At 57.7% G+C, this 24,808-nt stretch carries 22 protein-coding genes; 9 read left to right on the forward strand and 13 right to left on the reverse strand.

The features are described 5' to 3' along the window. The first annotated feature begins 168 nt into the window (after positions 1 to 168). Positions 169 to 2,298, forward strand: coding sequence for a terpene cyclase/mutase family protein (locus SH661x_RS09970; protein ID WP_437230488.1), 2,130 nt, complete (start codon positions 169 to 171; stop codon positions 2,296 to 2,298). Between the two features lie 54 nt (positions 2,299 to 2,352). Continuing rightward, a complete protein-coding gene (locus tag SH661x_RS09975) occupies positions 2,353 to 3,384 on the forward strand; it encodes a DnaA/Hda family protein (protein ID WP_437230490.1) in 1,032 nt (343 codons plus the stop codon). Positions 3,385 to 3,442: 58 nt separating this feature from the next. Here SH661x_RS09975 and SH661x_RS09980 read toward each other — a convergent pair whose 3' ends face one another. The 3 genes from SH661x_RS09980 to SH661x_RS09990 all read right to left on the reverse strand — a co-directional run bounded on the left by SH661x_RS09980 (position 3,443) and on the right by SH661x_RS09990 (position 6,694). Beyond that, positions 3,443 to 4,357 (reverse strand): hydroxypyruvate isomerase family protein, encoded by a 915-nt coding sequence (locus SH661x_RS09980; RefSeq protein ID WP_437230492.1) that lies wholly within the window; start codon positions 4,355 to 4,357, stop codon positions 3,443 to 3,445. A 103-nt stretch (positions 4,358 to 4,460) separates the two neighbouring features. Further along, positions 4,461 to 6,263 (reverse strand): ATP-binding cassette domain-containing protein, encoded by a 1,803-nt coding sequence (locus SH661x_RS09985; protein WP_437230495.1) that lies wholly within the window; start codon positions 6,261 to 6,263, stop codon positions 4,461 to 4,463. 218 nt (positions 6,264 to 6,481) lie between these two features. After that, complete coding sequence (locus SH661x_RS09990; RefSeq protein ID WP_437230497.1) at positions 6,482 to 6,694, reverse strand: hypothetical protein; 213 nt, start codon at positions 6,692 to 6,694, stop codon at positions 6,482 to 6,484. A gap of 487 nt (positions 6,695 to 7,181) precedes the next feature. Between SH661x_RS09990 and SH661x_RS09995 the strand changes: the two genes are divergently transcribed. After that, entirely contained in the window at positions 7,182 to 7,634 is a 453-nt protein-coding gene (locus SH661x_RS09995) for a hypothetical protein (RefSeq protein ID WP_437230499.1), read from the forward strand. A gap of 184 nt (positions 7,635 to 7,818) precedes the next feature. Here the strand turns inward: SH661x_RS09995 and SH661x_RS10000 are convergent, their stop codons facing one another. From SH661x_RS10000 to SH661x_RS10020, 5 genes are all read right to left on the reverse strand, one after another. Then, on the reverse strand, positions 7,819 to 8,304 hold the full coding sequence (locus SH661x_RS10000) for an ATP-binding protein (RefSeq protein WP_437230501.1): 486 nt from the start codon (positions 8,302 to 8,304) through the stop codon (positions 7,819 to 7,821). Positions 8,305 to 8,455: 151 nt separating this feature from the next. Beyond that, on the reverse strand, positions 8,456 to 8,641 hold the full coding sequence (locus SH661x_RS10005) for a DUF2292 domain-containing protein (protein WP_437230503.1): 186 nt from the start codon (positions 8,639 to 8,641) through the stop codon (positions 8,456 to 8,458). 288 nt (positions 8,642 to 8,929) lie between these two features. Then, on the reverse strand, positions 8,930 to 10,105 hold the full coding sequence (locus tag SH661x_RS10010; protein WP_437230505.1) for a DUF1559 family PulG-like putative transporter: 1,176 nt from the start codon (positions 10,103 to 10,105) through the stop codon (positions 8,930 to 8,932). 107 nt (positions 10,106 to 10,212) lie between these two features. Next, a complete protein-coding gene (locus SH661x_RS10015; RefSeq protein ID WP_437230507.1) occupies positions 10,213 to 10,671 on the reverse strand; it encodes a hypothetical protein in 459 nt (152 codons plus the stop codon). Positions 10,672 to 10,944: 273 nt separating this feature from the next. After that, positions 10,945 to 11,409, reverse strand: a complete 465-nt coding sequence (locus tag SH661x_RS10020) for a BON domain-containing protein (RefSeq protein WP_437230509.1) — start codon at positions 11,407 to 11,409, stop codon at positions 10,945 to 10,947. Between the two features lie 418 nt (positions 11,410 to 11,827). On the opposite strand from SH661x_RS10020, the gene SH661x_RS10025 reads away from it, so the two are divergent. Genes SH661x_RS10025 through SH661x_RS10035 form a run of 3 tightly spaced genes read left to right on the forward strand, consistent with a single transcriptional unit; the run spans position 11,828 to position 13,825 of the window. Then, positions 11,828 to 12,853, forward strand: coding sequence for a hypothetical protein (locus SH661x_RS10025; protein ID WP_437230511.1), 1,026 nt, complete (start codon positions 11,828 to 11,830; stop codon positions 12,851 to 12,853). A 7-nt stretch (positions 12,854 to 12,860) separates the two neighbouring features. Beyond that, entirely contained in the window at positions 12,861 to 13,085 is a 225-nt protein-coding gene (locus SH661x_RS10030; protein ID WP_437230513.1) for a hypothetical protein, read from the forward strand. Next, positions 13,082 to 13,825 (forward strand): hypothetical protein, encoded by a 744-nt coding sequence (locus tag SH661x_RS10035; RefSeq protein ID WP_437230515.1) that lies wholly within the window; start codon positions 13,082 to 13,084, stop codon positions 13,823 to 13,825. Before SH661x_RS10030 ends, SH661x_RS10035 begins: the two co-directional genes overlap by 4 nt. A gap of 20 nt (positions 13,826 to 13,845) precedes the next feature. On the opposite strand, the gene SH661x_RS10040 is transcribed toward SH661x_RS10035, so the two are convergent. Then, positions 13,846 to 14,409, reverse strand: a complete 564-nt coding sequence (locus SH661x_RS10040; protein WP_437230517.1) for a hypothetical protein — start codon at positions 14,407 to 14,409, stop codon at positions 13,846 to 13,848. A 167-nt stretch (positions 14,410 to 14,576) separates the two neighbouring features. Here SH661x_RS10040 and SH661x_RS10045 point away from each other — a divergent pair, with 167 nt between their 5' ends. After that, entirely contained in the window at positions 14,577 to 16,040 is a 1,464-nt protein-coding gene (locus SH661x_RS10045) for an FAD-binding oxidoreductase (RefSeq protein WP_437230519.1), read from the forward strand. A 98-nt stretch (positions 16,041 to 16,138) separates the two neighbouring features. On the opposite strand, the gene SH661x_RS10050 is transcribed toward SH661x_RS10045, so the two are convergent. Beyond that, positions 16,139 to 17,572 (reverse strand): hypothetical protein, encoded by a 1,434-nt coding sequence (locus SH661x_RS10050; protein WP_437230521.1) that lies wholly within the window; start codon positions 17,570 to 17,572, stop codon positions 16,139 to 16,141. Positions 17,573 to 18,200: 628 nt separating this feature from the next. On the opposite strand from SH661x_RS10050, the gene SH661x_RS10055 reads away from it, so the two are divergent. Then, positions 18,201 to 19,625 carry a class II fumarate hydratase gene (locus SH661x_RS10055; protein WP_437230524.1) on the forward strand — a complete coding sequence of 475 codons (1,425 nt, stop codon included), beginning with the start codon at positions 18,201 to 18,203 and terminating at the stop codon, positions 19,623 to 19,625. 208 nt (positions 19,626 to 19,833) lie between these two features. On the opposite strand, the gene SH661x_RS10060 is transcribed toward SH661x_RS10055, so the two are convergent. The 3 genes from SH661x_RS10060 to SH661x_RS10070 form a co-directional block, all read right to left on the reverse strand. Continuing rightward, the gene (locus tag SH661x_RS10060) at positions 19,834 to 22,194 is read right to left on the reverse strand and encodes an alpha/beta hydrolase-fold protein (protein WP_437230526.1); all 2,361 of its coding nucleotides are present in this window, start codon (positions 22,192 to 22,194) and stop codon (positions 19,834 to 19,836) included. A gap of 65 nt (positions 22,195 to 22,259) precedes the next feature. After that, the gene (locus SH661x_RS10065; RefSeq protein WP_437230528.1) at positions 22,260 to 22,511 is read right to left on the reverse strand and encodes a hypothetical protein; all 252 of its coding nucleotides are present in this window, start codon (positions 22,509 to 22,511) and stop codon (positions 22,260 to 22,262) included. A 109-nt stretch (positions 22,512 to 22,620) separates the two neighbouring features. Continuing rightward, a complete protein-coding gene (locus SH661x_RS10070) occupies positions 22,621 to 23,646 on the reverse strand; it encodes a ThuA domain-containing protein (RefSeq protein WP_437230530.1) in 1,026 nt (341 codons plus the stop codon). A gap of 428 nt (positions 23,647 to 24,074) precedes the next feature. On the opposite strand from SH661x_RS10070, the gene SH661x_RS10075 reads away from it, so the two are divergent. Then, positions 24,075 to 24,803, forward strand: coding sequence for a hypothetical protein (locus tag SH661x_RS10075; RefSeq protein WP_437230532.1), 729 nt, complete (start codon positions 24,075 to 24,077; stop codon positions 24,801 to 24,803). The last annotated feature ends 5 nt before the right edge of the window (positions 24,804 to 24,808 follow it).

Here is a 24,808-nt window from a genome sequence, read left to right on the forward strand (position 1 = left end):
CCCAACTCGATGTTCCGGAAGGAGTTAGAACAGCAACTGCGAAACGTGACGCAAGCGGTCCGTTTCTTCACTCTGGTCTCCCCTCTTCGGACTTCGAATCAGGCATTAAGCCAGAGGCCGACAGGCGGCGTGGCAAGGCAGCTGCGACATTGAGACAAGGAACCTGGAATGACTTCAGGTGATATGCGTTACGGAAATCTTCAGACCGCTCCCCGGTTCTCTCAGGAGGCTCAGCAGCCTTCAAAACCCGCGGCGGAATCTTCAATCAGCCCCACGATCGAACGTGCTGCCGACTGGTTGCTCGCGCGTCAGCACCCGGAAGGTTACTGGGTTGGCGAACTCGAAGGGGATACGATCCTCGAGTCCGAGTATGTCCTGCTGCTGGTGTGGCTGGGACGCGGAAAAGATCCCATCGTTCAGCAATGTGCGGAATACATCCGTCGCCAGCAGATTCCCACGGGAGGGTGGAGCCTGTTCCCGGGCGGTCCGCTGGAGATCAGCGCCTCCGTCAAGGCTTACTGGACGTTGAAGATTGCTGGTGACGATCCGAACGCGGAGCACATGGTGCTGGCCCGCGAAGCGATCCTCGCCGCCGGGGGAGTCGAACGGGTCAACAGCTTCACCCGATACTACCTCGCGCTGCTGGGAATCATCTCGTTTCGCCAGTGCCCGGCAGTTCCGCCAGAATTGATGCTGCTGCCGCGATGGTGCCCTTTCAATATCTATGAGATGTCGGCCTGGTCGCGGACGATCGTCGTTCCGCTGAGTCTGGTCTGGGCGTTTCAGCCACGGCGTTCGCTCCCGCCGGAACATCATATCGATGAACTGTTCCTGCGATCGGCAGCGGAACTTCCCGTGGTCATGGAGAATTCCGGTCAGCTCGACGGCATGAAGCAGCAGACCTGGATCCCCTGGGACAAAGTCTTCCGCACGGTCGATCAGGTGTGGAAATTTTTCGAGCGGATGCATCTGAAACCGTTCCGGGAATATTCACGTCGCCGGGCGGCCAAGTGGGTGCTGCGTCGACTCGAGAAGAGTGACGGCCTCGGCGCGATCTTCCCGCCGATCGTGTGGACGATCATTGCCCTGCGGTGTCTGGGTTATGCAGAAGACTCTCCTGAAGTTCAGGGACAACTGCATGAACTGGAAAAACTCACCATCCGTGAAGGGGATACCGCGCGGCTCGAGCCATGCCGGTCGCCTGTCTGGGATACTGCGATTTCCGTGAACGCACTGCGTGAGGCAGGCATTCCCGCCCAGCATCCGAAGATCGCGCGGGCAGTGAACTGGCTGCTCTCTAAGGAAGTCCGCTCTCCCGGGGACTGGACGGTCAATCACCGGGGGCTTGAACCGGGAGGCTGGTACTTCGAATTCAATAATGAGTTCTATCCCGACGTTGATGACACGATCATGGTGACGATGGCGTTGTCGCGCTGCCTGACCGGGTCGAATCAGTCGAACTGGTCGGCCACCCTGCTGGGACATCAGAAATCGACGCGTCATCCGGACGCAGATCTCTCGGTCGTGGTGGCCAGTGCGACGGATGCCCCCGAACGCGTGATCGCGGATATGGACCGCATGCAACCGACCATTTCGGCTATTCGGCGGGCTGTCAAATGGACAGCTGCGATGCAAAGCCGCAACGGCGGCTGGGGTGCGTTCGATGCCGATAACGATCGCGAAGTTTTGACGCGAGTTCCGTTCGCCGATCACAATGCGATGATCGATCCACCGACTGCCGATATCACGGCCCGTGTGCTGGAAATGTACGGTCGATTGGGCGTCCGAGGCGGCGATCCAATGTTTGAACGGGCCCTGCGGTTCGTCTGGGATGAACAGGAAACCGATCATTGCTGGCAGGGACGCTGGGGCGTCAATTACATCTACGGCACCTGGCAGGTGCTGGTGGGCCTGACGGAGTTCGGCGTGAATCCGGAAGACTCGCGTCTTCAGGCGGCCGCCCGCTGGCTGAAAGAAAAGCAACAGGCTGATGGCGGCTGGGGAGAAACGCCACAGTCCTATGATGAGCCGGCACTGCGAGGGATCGGCAACACGACTCCTTCACAGACCGCCTGGGCTCTGCTGGGTCTGATGGCAGTGGGTGAACACAACAGCCCCGCTGTGCAACGCGGAATCGAGTACCTGAAACGCAAACAGACCGTCGACGGCACCTGGGATGAGCCGGAATTCACCGGAACGGGATTCCCGCGAGTCTTCTACCTGCGGTACCATTACTATCGACACTACTTCCCGCTCATGGCCCTCGGGAAGTACGCCAATCTGATGAAGGACAGTTAGCCCCTGTGAATCGCCTTCAGCCATCGTTGATTCTGGACTCGAACCTGTGACACCGTGAGCCAGCTGATCCGGCAGTCTGACCAACGCGCCTTTCTCGTATTACCCGAGAACGAGCTTGCCGTTGCTGCCGTGAAGAAGCTGGCCCCGGGGATCAAACGCCGCCGGGTCTGGATGGTGACGCTCGTCGGGCCGTCCGGAACCGGGAAGTCGCACCTTGCCAGAGAACTGGTCCGCAGCTGGGAGTCGGAACGACCTGACGGCAAACTGCTCCTCTTCACCGCGTCACAGTTTGCAGCACAGCTGGCAGACGCCTCTGCAGCGGGGACGTTGCAGCAGTTTCAGGCGAAGCATCGGAACGACGTCCATCTGCTCATCTGCGAAGACGTGCATGTGCTTGGGCCGAGAAAGGAGTCGCAACTCCAGCTGCTCGCGGCGATCGATGACGTGATCGCCTCGGGAGGAGTGGTACTTCTGACGTCGACAAAGATGCCAGGTGCGATCAAAGACCTGAGCCGACGACTGGTCAATCGCATGCACGGCGGACTGTGCGTCGAGATCGGTCTCCCTGGACCTGCCAGCCGCAGGGAGCTTGTCGATCAGTATCTGAGTGTCGAATCACTGCCGTTGTCGGAACAGGAGATTGCCGCCATCGTCGCTCAGCCGGAAACCAGTCCGCGTGAGTTGATTGGACTGCTCAGCCAGTTGCAGTCGGAGTCGAAGCTGCGGGTGGGGAAGCAGCGAGCCACCCGGTTGAACGTCAAAGCCGCCATCGCAGAGCGGCAACGTCAGCTCGACTTGAGTCTGCCGGAGATCACCCGGGCGACCGCCGAAAAATTTGGCGTGAAGGTCTCGGAGTTGAAAGGCGCGAGCCGCGTGCAGTCACTCTCGCTCGCACGCCAGACAGCCATGTATCTGGCCCGGGACCTTGCTCAGCTGCACTATGTCCAGATTGGCGAATTCTTTCAGCGTGGGAATCACAGCACCGTCATTCATGCCTGTCAGAAAATCGCGAAGCAGCTGACGGCGGATCCGATCCTCGTTCAGAAAGTGCAGTCCATCCGGGAACAACTGCTGGGGCGAGGCTGAGAAGGAACCCCGGAACGATGATTGACGTTCGTCCCGGCGATGGGGCCTTCAACAGTCGTCACACGTCGCAGGTTTGCACGGCCTGCTTCAGTCCCTCCCAGGGGTCGCGGGTCGGGATGAATTCCTGTCCGACATAGCCGGCGTATCCGACATCCAGCAGTGCTTTCATCACGCCGGGATAATGAATCTCCTGCGTGTCGTCGAGTTCGCCCCGGCCGGGATTGCCGGCAGTATGAATGTGCCCCAGGTAGTCCTTGTGCTCATGAATCCGGCGGATCACGTCCCCATCCATGATCTGCACATGATAGATATCGAAGAGCAGCTTCAGATGAGATGAGCCGACCCGCTTCAGGATGTCGATGCAGTAGTCGCAGTGATCTCCCTGATAACCCGGATGACCCTTCATGGGGTGGCTGGCATCACGGGTGTTCAGCATCTCCAGGCAGAGTGTGACGTCGTGCTTTTCAGCATCACCGACAATCTTTTTCAGACCGGCCACGCAGTTGTCCGCCCCCTCTTCCTTCGAGATCCCGTTCGCCATGCCGGTGAAGGTGATCACCCGCTTCACGCCAAAATCAGCACATTGCGCGATGCGGGTTCTCAGGATCTCGAGGCAGCGTTCCCATTCACCCGGATTGTTGAAGCCGGTCGGGAAGCCGTGGCTGCTGGAAATGGCGCAGGTCAGTCCATGTTTCTTGAGCGTCGGCCAATGCTGGGGATCGATCAGTTCGATGCTGGGGACTCCCAGCCGCACAGCCACCTGACACATCTGGTCCACATCCGGCCAGGCAGGGCTGTAGCACCAGTGCACGAGCGACTGCTGAATGCGTTTGTTCTTCGCAACAGGACCTTCGTCTTGATCTTCGGCCTTCAGGTGAGAACCCGCTGTCAGTGAGATGGCTCCCAATCCCGCAGCGGAAGATTGAATCCATGCCCGCCGGGTCAAGGACGTTGCGTTTTGAAGCTCGGACATGAAGAGTTCCTCCGGGGTCAGTATGTCAACTTTTGTGTCGATCCGAAGGCAGAGATGTTGCCCTGAATCGATCACCAGAAAGTTTAACAGACCGGGAGCGAATCTACTCCCGTCCCGCGAGGTCTTCCCAGCGGGCATAGGACTCCGCCAGAGTCTTGCCGATGACATCCAGCCGTTCCGTGGCTGCTGCAATCTCTTTGGCCTGCTGTTTGAAAAATGCGGGGTCGGCCATCTTCTGATGCAGTTCCGACTGCTCTGTTTCGAGAGCTTCAATCTTCTCCGGCAGCTTCTCCAGTTCCTTCTGTTCTTTATAGGACAGTTTGACTTTGGCAGCCGGCGGTGCGGGACTCGCGGCTTTCGCGGGAGCAGCGGCCGGCTTGTCCGTCGTGATCGCTTTGGGGGCGACTTCCCGTTGCCGCAGATAGTCATCATATCCGCCGTCATACTCGCGGACATTGCCACTGCCGTCGAGGACCAGCGTGCTCGTCACGACATTGTTCAGGAACGCACGGTCATGGCTGACGAGAAGAACGGTGCCCGGGTAGTTGTCGACCAGCTCTTCCAGAAGTTCGAGAGTCTCCTGATCGAGGTCGTTTGTCGGTTCGTCCAGAACCATGATGTTCGAAGCCCGATGAAAAATGCGGGCCAGCAGCATGCGGTTCCGCTCTCCCCCGGACAGGTAGCGGGCTGCCCGACGAGCACGATCGGGAGTGAAGAGAAAGTCCTGCAGATAACCGATGATATGCTTTCGCTGCCCGTTGACTTCGATTGTCTCCAGACCGTCGCCGACATTTTCGACGACCGTCTTTTCTTCGTCGATCTGTTCCCGCAGCTGGTCGAAGTAGATCACCTGCTGGTTCGTTCCCTGGCGGATCGATCCTGATGTGGGTTGAAGTTCACCGAGAATCAACTTCAGCAGCGTACTCTTCCCTGCCCCGTTGGGCCCGATGATGCCAACCTTGTCCCCGCGTGTGATCAGCGTGGAGAAGTTCTGAATGATGGGACGTTCCGCGTAGGAGAACGAAACGTCTTTCGCTTCGAGGACGAGATGTCCGGAACGCTCGGCGTTGCCCGCCTGCATTTTGACGTTCCCCACCCGTTCTCTGCGCTGAGCCCGTTCCTCCCGCAGTTTCTTCAGCGCTCTGACCCGGCCTTCATTCCGCGTTCTTCGGGCTTTGATTCCCTGCCGAATCCAGACTTCTTCAATCGCCAGTTTCTTGTCGAAGAGTGCGTTCTGCTTTTCTTCCGCTTCGAGCAATTGCTGTTTGCGGAAGAGGAACGTGGCATAGTCGCACGTCCAGTCAAAGAGTTTGCCCCGGTCCACTTCAAGAATGCGGGTGGCAAGAGCCTGAAGAAAGACACGGTCGTGAGTGATGAAGATGAGTGTCCCGCTGTAGTTCTTCAGAAACCCTTCCAGCCAGTTGATGGAATCGATGTCGAGATGGTTGGTCGGTTCATCAAGCAGCAGGATGTCCGGTTCCTGCACGATGGCCTGAGCCAGCAGGGCACGGCGTTTCATCCCTGAAGAGAGCGTGGAAAACTGCTGGTCTCCCTGCAGTCCCATGCGTTCCAGAACCTGTTCGACAGCATGGTCCGCTTCCCAGTCGTGTGCGGGGTCGGGGTCACGCTGGTAACCCGCGAGAACAAGTTCGGTCAGCGTCAGATCGGCGGTGCCGGCGGGGACTTCCTGGATCAGTCGGCCGATCCGGATGCGGGCGGCCGGCTTGATCTCTCCGTCATCCGGAGCGAGTTCGCCGGCGAGAATCTTCATCAGCGTCGATTTGCCGGCTCCGTTTCGTCCCAGCAGTCCGATGCGTTCTCCCCGCTCGATTTCCAGCGTCACGTTCTCCAGCAGCGCCGGGCCGCTCCAGGTGAAAGAGACATCTCGAAGGCTTAAGAGTGACATAGTCTGTCCGCGTTGGAAGATGGCGTGATTCCCGCGGCTGTCGCAGCATCAAGCGGGATGGTCTCTCGCCGCTCGCATTTCTTCCGCACCGGTGAACCGCGGAGGCAAGAGTGCCACCGCGGCGACAGTCTATCGAGAGAATCAGCACCCGCAAAGCAAAACAGTGGCATGGACTGCCTTCCCCCCCGGGAAATGTTCTGCCCGACGCTGTTCGACTGTCAATTCACAAGAGAATTCATAATTGCCTGAAACTTTCGCTCTGCCTCCTGCAATGCCGCCGCAAGTGCCTGTTGATGCAGCTGCTGTGTCATCGACAAAGCGGACTGCGGCACCGTCCCGACAGGAATCATGATGAAACCTTCCGGGACAATGGGAAGAACTGTCTGAGACTGAGCATTCGTGAAGTATTGGGAGATTCGATTTTTCGCCATGATGCCGATTTCCCCTGCCGACAATCGTGAGAGAGCACGAATCCCCGAATTCACTCTGGTCCAGAAACAAAAACACCCGGGTTGGTGCCCGGGCGCTTGATCAGTCGGTTTGTTCGCTGTTGACGTGAAGGTCAACTGACGATCTTCCCGGCTTCAAGCGCCGCGATACAGTGACGACAACAACAGGTGTGATTGAATGAAGGAACCATGTTCAACTAGATCGGCCCGACTCGCGTGCGGAGGTTCTCTTTTTCAGGCTTTTGGCGTGATTTCTCAATCAGATATTGTGATCGTCCTGTGTGATCGTTACATTTATTCTGATCACTAAGCCCTGTTTTGGGCTGATTCTGCACGCGACATATCCCATCCTGAGCCACAGGAGGGTTTCTCAGATCCGTGATTGTGCTCACTGGAGGTGCCAGAGGCCTTCGCAAAGCGTCGCGGCCCCGGTTTTCTCACCCGGCCGAACAATGAATGGAGTCTTGTGATGGCAACATCGATTCTGGTGGAACGCTCAACCTTTGCATCTGCTCAAACGGGTTCTGCCCCCGCACCAGCGACTGCCCCAGCGACGAACTGGTGTGCAGTGCCCCGCTGCGAACTGCGTGTTGAGAAGTGCAAAGACGGAGTCAAACTGCACTGCAGCTGCGAAGAAGAAATCGCCTGTGCGACTCTACAGAACCTGTGTCGATCCTTGGCGGGCGGACAATGCTCAGTGACCTGCCAGTGGAACGGGATTACCGTTTTCGACTGCAAACTGGTCTGCGGCAACTGCAAGATTGAATGCACCGAAGAAGGCTGCTGCATCTCCTGCTGCAGTGGCGATCAGGCCTGCTGTGAAATCACTCAGGCTTGCTGTGAAGCCCTCGCCTGCTGCCTGAAGAACGGCTGCTGCTGCTTCGTCTGCATCAGCGGCACTCCGATTTGCTGCTGCTGTTAGTTCGCAGACCGATGTTTCGACTTTTCATTTCCTCCAAAAAAACAGGCCGCTTTCACGATTGAAAACGGCCTGTTTTTTTTCAGAGGTCAGAGGTCAGAGGTCAGAGGTCAGAGGTCAGAGGTCACGCAATCAATCCTGACCTCTTTTCCCTGTCCCCTTTTTCCATCCGCTGTCCCCTGCCCCCTCAGATCTGAAAGTCGTAGCCGATGGGGGGGCCGGAGACCGCTGAGCCTTGCCCTCGTGCTCGATACAGAATGACCTGCCGACCCTGCCTGCGGAACTCGACTGAGGTCATGTACGTTCGCATCAGCTGCAGGCCCGAATCCGCGATCGATCCGAAGCGCTCGGAGATTGCAGCGGGCTGCGACGATCCGCTGGACGCAGTTTCGATCTGGATTCGCACGTACCGCGAAGTGACATGGGTCCGGACGCGGATATCGCCTTTGGGGTCATCACGCTGCACATGCTCCAGGAACTGCGTGAGGCCTTCCGTGGCAGCAAGCTGGACCGCAAAGCCGTCGGTGGGAGCGAACGGGAATTTCCCCATGGCGGACATGATCGAGGCAACCGCGAATCCGATGTCCGCATGACAACAGACGGTCTGTTCCATCGCCACAGGCAATGAACTGGCCGCGGGCTGCGATGCGGAAATGGATTCGTGGGCAATCATGTGAAGGCTCCTGGGGTGTTTGGATTCATGGGAGGGTTGAGGGTTGAGGGTTGAGGGTTGAGGGTTGAGGGTTGAGGGTTGAGGGTTGAGGGTTGCTGAGAGCTGAGAGCTGAGAGCTGAGAGCTGAGAGCTGACTGCTGACTGCTGACTGCTACACAATGCGTTTCTTTTCGATTCGTTCGACCTGGACGACGACGCCGTCCTGGACAATGGCGATGACCTGCCCGAACTTGAGCCCCTGCAGGGACTGACGGATCTGGTCGAGTGCGACATCAATGTTCTGTTCCCGGACACGGGGACGTGGCTGCGGGTTCGCGACGGGGATCTGTTCTGACATGTTGGTCTCCAATATCAGTTCTCAGAGTTCAGGATTCAGTTTTCAATGAACTTCGTGGTGACGAGTTCTTCGGAAAACTGAGTACTGAACGCTGATGACAATCTGAAAAAAAGGCCGGCCCTGTTCCATTTCAGGGACCGGCCCAGGTGGACTCACACACCGCAAGAAAGGGGCCGACCCATTCAAACGCTGATGAGATCCGGAAAAGCCTTGAATCCATCTGCAACCTGCCGCCCCTTGTTCCGGAATGACGTCCCGGAACAAGGGAGCTTTTCGCAGATCGACAGATTAGAACTCACCCACGATTTCGCCGCCGGACACTGTTGCCAGCGAGATAAAGGTCGCGAAGCTGATGTTCTCGTTGATGAAGCGGACGGAACCATCACCCAAGGTGAAGTGTGCCCCGCCAGTGTGGAAGGAGAATGGCGAACCGGTCCCGTGAGTACCAATCTTTGCTCCATTCAGCACTTCGTCGATTCCACCGTTCTGACCAGTCGCGTACGTTTTGCCGACGATGTTGTGCCCGTTCGTGGCGTTGATTGCGATTGTTCCACCCAATACACCCGTGGCGGACGAAGTTTCTCCGTAGATGATGATATCGCTCGCGGGGCGCGCCCAGCCTCCCGAGTTAAGCCGATCCGCAGTGGCATCAGCTCCAAACGGGTCGCCGACCTGCTTCGGTCCCTTGACATAAACGTAAGGACGTCCGGAAGACTCTGCGATTGCGAGGGTGTTCGACAGACCGTCGGTGACATCTCGGAACTTCCGACCTGATGCTGTGTTTTTGTTCGTCGATGGATTCAACGTAGCGTTCTTCGGGAAGAAGCCCGGGACGTAGCTATACGGGCTTGTAGCCGTCAGTGATCCTTGAGCAATCTGGTAAATCTCATCTGGATCCTTGTACAGCCCCGGAACTGCGACACCCAGGCTGGTAAAGACGTCCGGAGCGATTCCATAAATTGGAGAGTAATCTGATGACGCGGCCACATTCTTCGTCCATCCCGAACCTGGAGGAGCCATATCGAGTACTCCCGCTACCGGATCAGAAGGGCACATGTAGGTCGGAATCTTGGTTTGGACCAAGGTACGGTTGTCAACCGTAAATCCAGAGTCAACAGTGGTGTCACTCCAGTTTCTGCCCTGATTGTATTTGTTGTAGATCTGAGCTTGGTCAACGTAGGGGAGCAACTGGGTGAGAACTGCGAATCGAGGCGTGTCCGTTGCTGCGGGCCGCAGACTTGTCGGAAGTTGCTGGTAGCTGTTTTCGAAGTTGTGGAAGGCCAGACCGATCTGCTTCAGATTGTTTTTGCACTGTGACCGTCTCGCCGCTTCCCGGGCCTGCTGGACAGCGGGCAGAAGCAGGGCGATCAACACTGCGATAATGGCGATCACCACCAGCAATTCAATGAGCGTGAACCCTGTCCGCTGGGGGGCAGACAAATTCTTTCGAAACGAGCGTTGCATGTTTTTCCTTTGACTAAATTAACGGGATCTCTGATGCCTTTTGGCGTTTATTTGAAAATTCTGTTTCAGCAAAATACTTCAGCGGATTGTGATGGGCCTTTCTTCGATTACTTCAGGTCGAAGGGAGGCAACTCCGTTTTCCCTTCCGCAACTTCCACGACCAGATCGGTTGTCACCGGACTTGCATATTTCTTAGGAAGGTCATTTGGGTTCGCGATGACGTCTCCCTTGTCGGTGCGGGTAATGGGGTAATGCACAATCACAACCTTGTAGCTGCCGGAGGGAGCCCCATCACCTTTTTCATACGTCCACAACTGAAACGTGCCGTCCTCAGCTGACTTTGCTTGAGGCCGAACAGTCTCGGGAGCATTGGCGTCTTGAGGAATTAATGTGATTGCAGCTTCAGCGACTGGCTTTCCCTTGTAAGTCACAATTCCTTTGGCCGGATGCACGACTTTCCAGGGGTCGGATTTTCCACAGCCGCTCAGCGTTGCCAGCAGGGCCAGTCCGCACAGGGCAGCGGCCTTTCCAGACATGCGGTGGTTCTTGATGAGTCCGGATAACACTTTCAAATCTCCTCAACTCGGGGGTCAATTTGGAAGACGCCAGCGGCGGTCGTCTCTCAGAAGGAGATCTGGTCTTCAAGCCCTGGCACCACATGGTGCCTGATCGTTAACGGGATTCATGAAGTCTGCGGTTGGCCCACAGCGACCAGATCTCAACGCGTTCAAAGCAGCGGATTCAGGGTCAACAACAACAGCACTTCATGTCACAGGCTCCATCAGGCAGGGTGTTTACTCGGGGCGGGTCAAATTGGAGGTCAAAAAGGGAGGTAATGTTCATGGAGTCAGCTGCCAATCTCGCAGCCACAACATCAGTCCTGCTGCAGCAGCCACACTGAGTGCAATTCCCGTCCATCGGGATCGCAGTGACTTCATCACACCGAAGCGGCCACGTTCGGCAAGATCGTTCCCGGGGACAGTGTTTCCAATGACCAGGTAGTCGTGGACCGCACGCACTGGGCTGAGGTTTTTGACTAACAGCAGGATGGTTTGATGTTCATAGGCGGTCAGGACGCTCCCTCGAAGTGAGACTTCACCGTCCTGTGTCTCCACATGCACACGGACTGCGAATTCCCGGCCCAGGTCAGCGAGTCGGTCGATAACGAGTCGCTGGAGCGCTGAGTCCGAGACTTGCAGCATGCCCGGGCGCGGGAATTGGCGAATCACGTCGGGTGGTGCTTTTTCCGTCACGCTTTGAAATCCGGCCTGCGTTCGCCTCCGTGATGATGTTGAGGTAGCCATCGTGGCGTCCTAAATAATCATGATCTGTGTGGTAGTTTTTTGAATCTAAAAGTTGTTTTTGTGCAGGCTGTGCTTATTATCGGCAGGAAACATGGCTGACTACCATTTAAGTCGTGTTTATATTCAATCCGATGGAATTGTCAAGCTGTCGATTAAATTTTTTTGGATTTCCATCGGATCTCCTCGAAAAGCCTGAAGTTTTCCCGGTTTGTCTCACCATCCCGCAACTGAAATTTTGGAGTCTTGGCGTATCACCCGATTTTTGACAATTCGCCTGGAAGAGTCCCCTACTGAAAGGGGCACAGGGAAAGTCCAAAGCAGCAGCGCACCAGCAGAGGGGGGAATTGGAGAGGCTCGATCATCGCCCATTGACGCTTTGTCGAGTCTCGAACTGGAGCCTGCACGAAAGGGATTTGCCGTGGGATATGCTCGATCAGATCTCGAACAGCTGGGAGTCGATTTTTCAACCTTGGCCGATGCCTGCTTTCTTCGCTGGGACGAGTCCGCAGGCCAGCATGTCTATCAGCACGTTTCCGTCACTTCCCTTGGAGCCGCCGCAGCAACCCACGCTCACGGGCAGTCTGACATCACCGGTCTAACGGCAGCACTGGCGGCGAAGTCTGACACAGGGCATACCCACACCATGTCGGGTATTACCGACCTGCCAACGATCACCGTTACGCCGACGAATGGAGCGGTGCCCAAGGCTGACGGCTCTGGCAAAATTGCCGTAGGTTGGTTGCCGACTGGATCGGGAAACGGACTCGACGCGGACACGCTCGACGGGGTGCATGCTGCCGCTCTCGCAGCTCTTTCTGGAGCGACGTTCTCCGGTGCAGTCAAAGTCGCGAATACAGCGACCAACGGCATTGAGGTTTACAATACCAGCGACCAGACGACGAACTACGAGAAGCTGTTTATTCGATGGATTTCCAGTCAGCTCATGATTGGAACTGTCTTCGGCGGTACTGGCGTTGATGGGCGAGCATTAGTTCTAGGTGCATCGCACGTTGTTGGCGGTAGCGATCCGTCACTAACGTCCTTAACGATCAATCCAACGACGTCATCGTTAGGTTTCTTTCGTTTTACCAGATCAAGCAGTGTCACGTCGATGCCCTTCATCTCCTTAGGTGGGTGCAACGGAGGTGCATCATCAGGTGTGCAGACATTCTTTGCTGTCAATCCACGTATCGGTCAGTCTGGCACTGCTGGATGGACTGCACACTTAATCAATCCGTCTGCCGTCACCGAAGGCAGCGGCCCGAAGCTCTTGTTGGATTGCCAGGTGAATGACGTCCGTAAGTGCAGCATCAATTATCAGGGTGCCTTCGCACCCGCCTCGATCGCCGATTCGGCTGCTCCAAGCAACTCGTTTTATTACAGCTCCACGCAGTCGAAGCTGGTGTTCAAGGACAGCGGCGGGACTGCTCACCCTCTTTATTGATCACCCAATGAAAATCCAGTTCAAACCCTTCATTGCGATCCAGTTTCAGCAGGTCGACCGGCAAGGAAAAGCGACCGATCTTCCACCGCTGACGCTGGAACTGCCTGCCAACTGGGAGCAGGTTCTCGGGCCGCAGCTGACGCAGACTGTCACACAGGTGCAGTCGCAACTGCAGGCGGATCTGGATCGCAAGCGGAGTCTCTGGTCACGTCTTTTCAGGAAATCAACATGAGCTGCACGGTCGTGTTCTACCATGATGTCTCTGGCGAAACGCTCTCTCTGCGGCTGCTTGATGCGGCCGGAGAGATGGTCAATGGAGAGGCCCCGGACTCGCTGAGCGAGCCCGATTCCGAAGCGAAGCCGTTCCGGTATGAGGCGAGCGTTGCTGAGGACCTTTCCGGCTGGTTCACCGCCCAGATTTTTGATGCGGAGGGGGAACTGCTCTATACGGGCCGGGTGAAGGTGGCCAGTGATGACGGGAGTTCCCTCATCGATGATCCCTCACGAGGTGACGCCAGCCAGAGCGAGATCGCTGTGGCATCCCTTTCTTCAACCGCTCTGCAGCAGCTGGCTGGAACCAGAGCGATTCACATTGCGGTCCCTGCCCTGCTGGGACGAACGCTGACGGACCCGCTGATTCAGGGGGACACGTACTCGGCGGAACTGGATTCCGCGATCGAGTTCAGCCGCAGTGACTTCCCCGACATCGCTGAAGAGTCCACCTGTCGGCTGATCGCCCGGAAGCAGGACTGCAGCGATGTGGTGACATTCACGATCAGCGGCGAGCAGGCGTCCATCCCGGTTCGCACAGGAGCGAAAGTCTGCCGGTTCGAACCGACTGCCGAGCAGACCCGCGAGTGGGAACCGGGGAAGTACGAGTTCAACGTCGACGTCACCTGGCCGGACGGAAAAACCCGGACGTTCGTAGGGCCGAATGTGTTCCTCCGGGTTCTGGCGGATCTGTCGGAGTAGTCTACCCTGCTTCGCTGCAGCTATTCTCGTGATCGATGTTCATTGACGAGGTGTCGTAACATTTCTTCCTGCGAGATAAACACGAGCAGGAGTTCCGAGAATGCGAGCATGGGGATGGCGGCCCCACCGATCAGCAGTGCCAATCCCACGGTGATGACAGCCACCTGCGGCGTCAGGGGTGTCTTTAAAGCGGTGAACAGCAGGATCACCAGGATCAGGCAACCTGCAATCACCTGAATGGCTGCCATGACTTTCAGCAGGCCCGAGAGCATCCGCAGTGTCGGCCGTCCTTCGATCCGCACCTTCTTCGCGGGGGCTTCCCGTCGGGGTGAGGGCTGCGGAAAGGGAAGCGACGGCGGAACCCCGGGAACCGAGGCGGGAGGCGGGGGAACGCTCTCGAGGGCTTTGGGCTCGTTGATGGGAGCAGGTGATGCCGGCGGAGGAGCGGTCACCGTGAACGACTCCTCATCGGGCAGCAGGAATTCCGCATGACAGGCAGGACAGTTTCCGGGCTGTCCGAGCAGATCCTCTGTCACCAGCAGGTTCGCATCACAATGGGGGCAGGCGACTCGGTATTTCTGCATGATCGGACAGCTCTTCGGGTCTTCGCAAAACTCGGGATCTGCGAGTGTAACACACGGGATTTCTCAACGCACAGCGGAGTTATGGGCCGAGGTCACGCTGCGGACTGTGAATGTCAGTCGCATTGAATATGATGTTCGCATCCGAATCCGATTCCTGCGAGCAACACATGACCGCCTTTTCCGTGCATGCCAGTCCGACCACTCAGCTTATCGAGCGTTTCACACAGCTGCTGGGGGCGACGAGCGTGCTTTCCACGCAGGATGAAATGCTGGTCTACGAGTGCGATGGTTATATCGTCGAAAAGAAGGTGCCGGATCTGGTTGTCTTTCCCCGCACGACGGAAGAGGTCTCGCAGATCGTCCGGCTCTGCAATGAGTACGATGTTCCGTTCGTACCGCGGGGGGCCGGGACCAGTCTGGCGGGGGGAACTCTGCCGGTCGGCGGCGGGGTGATGATCTGCACGTCCCGCATGCAGCAGATTCTCGAAGTGAATCTGCGTGACCGGTATGCCGTGGTGCAGCCGGGAACCGTCAATATTCATCTGACGCAGAAGCTGAAAGGAACCGGCTTTCATTACGCTCCGGATCCCTCGTCCCAAGGGGCGTGCACGATCGGCGGCAACGTGGCCACCAACTCCGGGGGCCCGCACACCCTGAAGTATGGTGTCACTGTGAACCATGTGCTGGGGATTGAAGTGGTCCTCCCCAGCGGAGAAGTGGTGACCTTCGGCGGTCCCTGTCAGGAATATCCGGGTTATGACCTGACCGGGTTGTTTGTGGGCAGTGAAGGAACCTTCGGCATCTGCACGAAAGTGTGGGTGAAGCTGACTCGGGATACCTCCGCGGTCCGGACGATGCTGGGAATCTTTGAAACGGTCACTCAGGCCACGGAAGCGATCAGCGGGATCATTGCTGCGGGGATTGTTCCGGCGGCATTGGAGATGATGGATCAGGGAATTATTGGAGCGGTCGAAGCGGCCTTTCATTTTGGCTTTCCGCTGGATGCCGGCGCTGTGCTGTTGATTGAAGTCGACGGTCTGGAGGTGGGAGTCGATGCCGAGGCGCAGTCGATTGTCAGCATCTGCGAAAAGTTTGGAGCACGCGAGGTGCGGAAGGCGAATACCCCTGCTGAGCGGCTTCTGCTCTGGAAGTGCCGCAAGCAGGCCTTCGGCGCGATTGGACGTCTTTCGCCCAGCTTCTGCACACAGGACGGGGTTGTTCCGCGAACCAAGTTGCCGGACATTCTCAGCTTCATCCAGGAGATGGAGCGCAAGTACGGACTCAGGATCGTGAACGTCTTTCACGCTGGCGACGGCAATATTCATCCCATCCTGCTGTTCGATGAACGGGATCCGGAGCAGACCCGCCGCGTGATTCAGGCGGGAGACGAGATCCTCCACAAGTGTATTCAGCTGGGAGGCAGCGTCACCGGTGAGCACGGTATCGGGGTCGAGAAAATCAGCCTGATGGACACGCTGTTCACTCATGCCGATCTCGCGGTCATGGAAGATGTCCGGAAGGTCTTCAATCCCGATGGTCGATGCAGCCCGAGAAAACTCCTGCCGACCGCAGGCGGGTGCGGCATGGAGCACATCGAACGGAAGTCTCCCGGCCGACGAGCCGCGATGTAGAAAAAAAAGAGCCGCGTCCCGAAGGATGCGGCTCTTTCTCTTTGTTCAGCATTGTCTGTCCGAGCACGAAGCGTCAGCGAGTGCATTCTTCAACGAACTTACGGCTGCAGCTGGACCGGAACGATCTTCTGAGCGCGAATCACGTCGGCTCCATAACTTTCTTCACGGCTGCGGCGTCCGATCACTCCCATCGGCTTTCCGACCCATTGCTCCAGCGAGACCCCTTCTCCCGGTTCGACATAGGCCAGCATTCTGCCGTCAGGGGAAGTCAGGATGAACTTCGGAAATCCGGGCGGAGCCTGAATGGGCTGCAGGATTCCTGCACCGTTGAGTTGTGGCGACACCCCTTCTGGAGTCGGAACCGGCTGGGTCGGCATGTTCGAAGCGGTCGCGTCGGTGGGGATCGCATCCGTCCCGAAAAGTTGCACCGACGACCCATTGGGGTCCATGGCGACCTGAACCGGCTGCTGAAAAGCCATGGGGGCCTGAAGTTTGTCGATGGGGAATTCACTTCTCTGGGCGAGCAACTGAGCATCCCGCTGTGACGTTTCCGCCGAGATTCGGGCGAATTTCTGATAGTGCTCGGCGATTTCCTTACGCCGAGTGACCGCTTCCATTCGCTGCGAGACCAGATAGGAGACATACGGCGTTGCCGATTTCTGCAGGTCTTCATAGGACTTGGCAATGCCTGACAGGTCCCATTCCACCGGATCGCGTGCCATCATGGCGGCATAGGCTTTATCAATCTCGTCCAGCTTTGCAAACTCCTGCTGATTGCGGTTCGCCGGCGGTGGAGAGACCAGTGAGGGTCCGGCGTTCACAGCCGTCGTGTCAATCGATGCCGTTTTCATCTCCGGTTGAGGAGCCGGCAATTCAGGCTTTGTTTCGACGATCTGCAGTGCGGGAGGAGAATTTTCAACGGGAAGCAGCATCGCCTGTCGCTGCCGATGCTCCGCCGGAACCTGGTAAGGATCGCCCGCAATCTGCTGCTGAATCTGTCGGCTCATGGGGACGAGATACTCCCCTTTCACCCAGCGGAATTCCTGGGCGGGGGGAACGATCTTCAGCATCCGTTTTCCGCCGGAGGGGCCAGCGAGAACCTTTTCGCCGAGGATGGTCACTTCATCTCCGTTGGAGAGTTCGCGTCCGAAGAAGGAATGGTCGTCGCTGAGCTGGCTGCCGATTCTGACAATGGCTCGAAGTGACTGACCGCCGCCCGGACTGACGTTGATCAGGCCCCGATTGGACCCGATCGGATTCACGAGCGAGGCATCGATCCAGCTGAAACTCCCCGGGGGTGGGGAGATCATGTACCACCCGCCATGGTCGTGACGATGGACCGTGACCTGATCATTCGCCTTGGCATGGCTGGTGACGTAAAACTGGGCGCCCGGTCCACATCGGACGTCCACCTGCTCGCCCACGACGATGGCCTGATACGGGAACTGCTCGGCAGCGTGCGCGGGGCCGGAGAAGTTCAACACTGCCAGTGACGGCAGCAGGGACAGGGCGAATATCAAACGTCGGACCATGGCCGCCCGCTCCTTCAAGGATCGTCTAGGGGGTGATGAGAGTGAACTGGGGAGTTGAGCTGATTTTCGCGGTCTTTTGAGGTAAATCCGGAAAATAGACTCAAGTTTTGGACGTGAATTCAGGCAGGAAGCGGGGGTGATACCCCATTTGCCCGGATTTCCGCAAGAGGATGTTGGAACGGAATTGCGGAATCCGACCGCTTCGGAACGCCGCAGAAGTTGTGGTTTACCACGGAGACTCGGAGGCACGGAGACACAGGGAGATTGAAAACCGCGAATAAGACGAATAGAGCGAATTGTTTTCTTTGGTTCTGCTTCGCTCATGATTCCACGATTGAGTGATCAAGACATTGAAACCTCTGAAATCACGAGACCATCGGAAGATGGACTCTGTTCGCTGGCGGCTGAAAAAGCTGATTCATTCGCGTCATTCGCCTGATTCGCAGTCCTTTCCCTCTCCGTGCCTCCGTGTCACCGTGGTGAACCATCCCGCGCCCTTCCCGCCAATGGGATTCAAAACGGCCCGGCAGGTTTCACACGGGCGGGAAATTGCTATCCTCCAGTTTCAGTTGACCCGGGGAAATTCCCCACTTCGAACCGAGTGCTCCTACGCTGTAAAGAAACTGCCATGTCTGAATTCCGCATCGAAAAAGACTCCATGGGCGACGTCAAAGTCCCAGCCAAGGCTTACTTCGGGGCCCAGACCCAGCGGGCAGTGGAAAACTTTCCGGTCTCCGGCTGGACGCTGCACCCGAACCTGATTCACGCGATGGGGCTGGTGAAGTATGCCTGCGGCGTCGCCAACCGCGATCTCGACAAGTTGACCGGGACCGGCAAGCAGCCGCTCAACCACGATCAGGTGGCTGCGATGCTCAGTGCCGCTCAGGAAGTGGCCGACGGGAAGTTCGACGATCAGTTTCCGATCGACGTCTTTCAGACCGGGTCCGGCACCAGCAGTAACATGAATTGCAATGAAGTGATTTCGAACCGGGCCATCGAACTCATGGGTGGCGATCGTTTCGAAGCCAAAAAGCCGATCCATCCCAACGACCACGTCAACATGGGACAAAGCACCAACGACACTTTCCCCACAGCCATTCACGTGGCGGTGGCGATGGCGATCAACAATCAGCTCATCCCTGCACTGACGAAGTTTCAGAAAGTGCTGGCCAAGAAAGCTCAGGAATGGGATCAGGTGATCAAGATCGGTCGCACCCATCTGGCCGATGCGACGCCGCTGCGGCTGGGGCAGGAATTTGGCGGATTCGCCCGCCAGCTGGAACTGTCGATTGAACGGGCCGCCACTGCCCTCAATGCTGTCTGTGAACTCCCTGTAGGAGGAACAGCGGTCGGTTCGGGGATCAATACGCATCCGGAATTTGGTTGCCGCGTGGCTGAGGTGCTCGCTGAGAATACGAACATCTCCTTCGTTGAAGCGGAAAATCACTTCGAAGCGAACGCTCAGCGTGACGGTCTGGTCGAATGCCATGGCCAGTTGAAGACCATCGCGACGACGCTGCTGAACGTCGCCAACAACATCCGCTGGCTGGGATCGGGTCCCCGCTGCGGGTTCTATGAAGTGATGATTCCGGACCTGCAGCCGGGAAGCTCCATCATGCCCGGAAAGGTGAACCCGGTGATGTGCGAAAGCCTGATGCAGGTGGCGGCTCGTGTGATCGGCAACGACGCCTGCATCACCATGAGCGGTGCCGTCGGCGGGAACTTCCAGCTGAACATCATGATGCCGGTCATGGGGCAGACGACTCTTGAATCGATTGCCCTGCTCTCGAACGGCACCAACGCCTTTGTGAACTTCTGTGCTGAGGGACTCGAAGCGAATGCAGAAGCGTGCGAAGCGGGCGTGGAGAAAAGCCTGTCGATGGTCACCAGCCTGAATCCACACATCGGGTACGAAATGGCTGCCCAGCTGGCAAAAGAGGCCTTCAAGACCGGCAAGACGATTCGGGAACTCTGCCTGGAGAAGAAGATCCTCCCCGTGGAAACGCTCAACGCCGCTCTCGACCCGATGAGCATGACCGAACCACACGCGTGAAAATCTAAGAGTGTAAAAGCAAACGGCAATGCGCGGGCCGCCTAGACAAAGTCTGGGCGGCCTGCCGCAAGAGGCCTCCCGTGAAGCGTGCCCGAACGTGATAGCTTCGTGATCAAAGACTCCCGAAGTGTCGGTTGCCCGGCAGTTTGTAAGATCTTCGACAAGCCTCTTGTTCCTGCGGAACCCAGACTTTGTCTGGGGCACCGGGTTATTCTTCTTCCGGGACCGGGGCGGGAACGGGTCTGTTGCGGGCTTCGAAGCCGATGTTGAGTTTGCGGTCGTCCGTCGCCTGCAGCGAATCGAGTTGCAGGACCTTCGTTCCCAGTCGGCTGACGGTCAGCGGGATCTTCTGTTCGCCATGGGCCTGACCCCAGGTGGTCCAGGCGTCCGCGAACGTCTTTTCGAATTCTTCAGCGTGAACCTGCGGCTGCGGGCTTCCCTGCAGCGATTCTCCTCGCAGGAATTCGACGTGGCAGTCGGAAGTCCAGCGCAGCTGCAATGCGGCTTCGGGGTCATCGCGGTCTGCCGGAAATTCGATTGAGATGGGCTGCGAGAGTGAAAACACGATTCGCCCCGCTGGGACGGTCGGAGACTGGGGATCCGCACGGCGGTAAACATCGATCGCAGCTGCGGACGCTTCAATCAGAAGAGTTGTCGAGCCGGGGTTGGTCACATTGGCAGCTTTGGAGACTACCATCGGTTCAAGCAGACGCAGAACAGAGCTGAGGTGCTCGTCCTCCGACGCGTTCAGCTCCGGGAGGATGCGGTTTATGACCTGCGGATCGGCCAGCTGAGCGAATTTCTCGTCCGAAATGTCCAGCACATTGACGTGTGCAAAGTTCTGCTCGACGTTCAGCTGCGAGATGGACGTCACTGCATCCATCGCGACGGCGACGGAGAGTTGATCGCTGCGGGGAACATCTGTCAGCTGCAGCGTGCGGCCCGGATTGAGAGTTCCCGGCTTCCCGCGGACACTCACGTTCAGGTCGCAGAGGACGGAGACCCCCTGCCCGTCCGTGCGGACCTGCGAGGGAGAGACTTTCAGTTCGGGAACCAGAACCGGGAGTGGAGAGAGCAACCGGGCGAGTCCGGGAGCTTCACGCATCTGCAGTTCTGCTTCTGCTTTCTTGATCAGATCGGGGACGACATTGAGGACCTGATCGATCAGCTCCTGACGGCTGTCGTACAGGCTGCCGATGATGCCCGTGACCAATTGGTCCGGTGTGAACTGATCACTCCGGGCTTGAACTTCGGTTGGCGGGGTGATGTACCAGTTCCCCTGATCAAACATAAACTTGCTGCGGAGCAGCTTCAGGTGCAGCTTGCCGTCGGAGATGACCGGCTGAACTTCGAGTTTGAGCTGCGCGGGTTTGTGAACGCCGATCTGAATCTGGATCGGGCCGGTGCGGGCCTGATGTTTGAGTGAATCGAGCGATGTCTTTCCGATGGAAAGTGCCAGCGGCTGAAAGCTGACGTCGAGTCCGAGTCGGCCGCCAGAAATGGCGTGCATCCAGATGCGGGTCACTTCGCAGCGGTAGCTGAGCTCCATCAACTTGACGTCAATCTTACTGGTGCCGCTTCCCACGCTCCGCTCAATGTCGGGGAGTGTTCCTGCGATCGGGGCGGTGAGCAGCAGCTCTGGCAGTTCGTTCGCCAGTTCTGCGAACGGCCTGTTCCCGAGTCTGACAGCAAACGAATTCGGAATGACACGAGTCTCGACCAGAGCTTCGTTATAGAAGCGGGTCCGGGCCGGGAGCGGTGTGACTTTCTTCAGATCGATCGAAGCCGGGTCGATCGAGCCGGGATTCTGAAGCCATTCGAAAGTCTGCGGTGAGGCAAATACGGTTCGGCAGACGTCATGATCATCGCTGTCGAGAAGCGTGAAGGTTCCGCGTCCTCCGAGCTGATTGAGTTGCTGGATCAGCTTTTCAGAGCGTTCGAAGGAGATCAGCGGATCCCCTTTGGCACTCACGGCCCAGACAGGCGTCTTCCGCTCCGCGAGACCTGCCAGGGGCAGTTCATCGCGAATCGCTCCGCCCGCCAGAATGAGGACAGAAGACCATTTTTCAGGATGGGCAGCCGCCTGACTCCATGCCCCGTAGCCCCCCATGGACCAGCCGATGAGCATGCGGTGATCAGGATCGACGGAGAACTCGCGTTCAACAGCGTCCAGGATTTTCATGGCTCGCTGGCCATCGGAAGAATCGGCGAGCCAGCCTGTCAAAGCACGGCTGGTCTGGTCTTCGCATTGCGGAAAGACTGCGATGAACGGCGTCTCGGGAGACTTCTCCAGCGCCACTGCCAGTAATCCGGCCAGTGGCAGTTTTCCGTCCGTTCCCTTCTCGCCGGCGCCGTGCAGAAACAAGGCGACGGGCCATTTGCGCGATGCGTCATACTGTTTCGGAACGAAGACCGTATAGCGATGTGTGCCGGTGGCATCTTCGAAGTTTCGAAGTTGAAAACCGGGAGGAAGCTGCGGACGGTCAGTCGATTCCGCACGGACATTGTTGGTGCCGCCCCATGAGAACAGGAACGTCAGGAGAACGGCGATCCGCCAGAAGGATTGCATCAGACCTCAATTGACCCGCACGTTAAAAGGAGTTCCCGAATGGCTACGGTGATCAGACAGTGATTTCAGTTTCCGCCCGCAGGAGCATGGTCGTACAGCCGTCCGATGTCCGCTTCGGAAACAGTAATGTGACGAATGAACCCGGTATGGGTTCGCTCATACGAAATTTGAGTGGCCAGCTGCGGGTGGCGATGAATGGCCCGGGCGATCACGACCTTATCTTCATCAGCAAGCCCCTGAGTCTCGGGAGCCCACTCGGTGCGGGTCTCGACAACCAGTGATTCCAGCCGGGGATCAAATGCATCGTAGCCAGCCATAATTCTCACTTAAAAAGGGACTTGTGAAGTGAAAGGTTGAGTCTAACAGCGGGTCATCGAACTGTCGATCAGTGCTGACGTCGCGGTCCAGCTGGGTGATACCCTCGCATTACTTCGTCGGCTTTTCGGGGTTCATGATGGGGGTGTCCCAGCCGGCCATGTCCAGCGGCTTCACACCGCGTCGATGTCCATCGAAGGAGAACGTGGCTGGATGATAGGGCCCTACGAATTCGATGTTCAGGTCGGGAGTGATCTGCTGCTCCAGTCCTGCGGCCCACAGGCAGGCGTTGATCAGCATTCGCCGGTAGTCTTCATTAAGAATGTCTTCAGAGGCTCCATAGGTGGTGGTAAAGACGCGGCCGGACTGACCTGAGGGGCTCTTGTAGGTTCTGACCCATGCTCCCGGGCAGGGTTTCTTTCCTTCAGCGGGTGGGGAGTCTTCTGTCATTCCTTCCAGCGGTTGAGCCAGGGCAAGAATGGTGCTGTCTGGTTCGGGATCCGTCCAGTATCCGCCCGCTTGCACCCAGGGACGTTCGACCCCCTTCAGAACCGGGTGTCCCGCTTCGGCCGGAACGATCTCCAGACGGGTACTCATTCGATGGTTGTCGCCGTAATGGCCTGCCCAGGTCTCCCCGAGGATCTGACGCCCGAAGCCTTTCTTGAAGTCGTCCCCCTCGTAGTCGAAGGAGAATCGTGAGAATTCCTTGCCCGGAGGAATGTTGAAAGCATGCGTGGAAGTTCTCAGTCCGACCACAGGTCCGCCCCGTTTCAGATAGTCTGCGATCGGCTGCATCTGTTCAACCGGCAAATCCTGAAACCGCGTGAAGATCACCATCAGGTCGGCATCTTTCAACGCCTCGGTTCCGGGGAGATTGTTGTTGCCTGGAACGATCTCGCCCGATTTTGGATCGACGTTGAACAGCACGGTGCACTTGAATCCATGATGCTTCGCCAGAATGCGGGCCAGTGCGGGGAGCGTCTCCTCCGAGCGGTATTCGTGATCGCCAGCCAGAAACACGATGTGCTTCCCGACCCCCGGGCCCTTCTCTCCGACAAATTGCAGCGGCTCAGCGAAGGCAGTCTGGCTGCAGAGTCCAAGGAGCAGCGCGCAGGACAAAAGAGCGTGATTTCTCATGTTTCCAGTCAACGTTGTGTGGGGAAAGTCCGGGAGTCCGCGAGCATCTCGGTGAAACGGATACGGGTCGGTTCGCCAAACACTTGAAGTGTGTGGAGGATCGCGCGGATCACAGTTCACCGGCTCATTTTCAGTTCTCGGTTGTACCATGCGTGCGGTCGACCGGGCTACCCATCAACGCGTGCTGAAGCGGTTTCCTGAGACGGCGACCGCATTTTTCAAAATGGGGGAGTCCAGAGCGGAGAGACGAGAGTCCAGGGCAAATCCGTTGCTGACATTTCTGGCTCTCGACTCCGGATTCTTCGCTCTGGGCATTCTCCAGATCGAATCAAGCGGTCGCCGTCGTTTCCTGAGGGTGTGGCCTCGCGGGGATCGCCACGACCTTCTAGACTTGAGGGGCGGAGCTTTTCCCGTTTCTGGAGTCACGGATGAAAATGAGAAATTGTCTGCTTCTGGCTGCGATGACAGCCTTCGTCGGTCTGCAGTCTGTGTCTGCTCAGGAGGAATCTGAACCGGCCCGTGCTGCAATCGGGCCTCGTCAGCAGTTCCCTGCCCGTCCACCTTTTCCCAATACGACTCTACCGCGGGGACGCGTGACGACGGGCAACATCGTTCTGGGATCGCGCGATGAACGCCGGTCCGGTCAGGAACGGGTGGATCATCTCCGCATGGCGGCCGAGAACCTGACTCTGGCCGGTTTTGAGCAGGAAGCTGATCAACTCCGCGAGCGGGCCGCTGTCCTCGAAAAGGATCTGGCCAGAGCCCAGTCACTCCAGACGCATCCCGAGCGACTGGCGATGGAACTGCGGGAATTACGCGAAAGCGTGGACCTCCTGCGACAGGAAGTCCGTGAACTTCGGGGGCTCCTGCGAAGCGAATTCGACAGCGACCGGGAATCTGTGGGGATCACCCGTGCTCCTCATGAAGGACGCATCCGCCTGCAGGATCGCAGCCAGCGGATTCCCGATGAAGCACTCGATGCAGCATCCGGGCGGGAAACCTATGAACGTCCAGCTTCCTCCCGGCAGCCTGTCCGTAATCAACGTTCCGAACCGACTGAAGAACCTGAATTCGAGCTGGTGCCCGTCCCGCTGGAATCGACCCCTCCTGAACCCATGCCGACCCCTGTCCCGACCCCCGCTGTTCCGAAAGAATAATTTCT

This window comes from Planctomicrobium stercoris (assembly GCF_051465655.1).
In the GTDB taxonomy this organism is placed as follows: domain Bacteria; phylum Planctomycetota; class Planctomycetia; order Planctomycetales; family Planctomycetaceae; genus Planctomicrobium.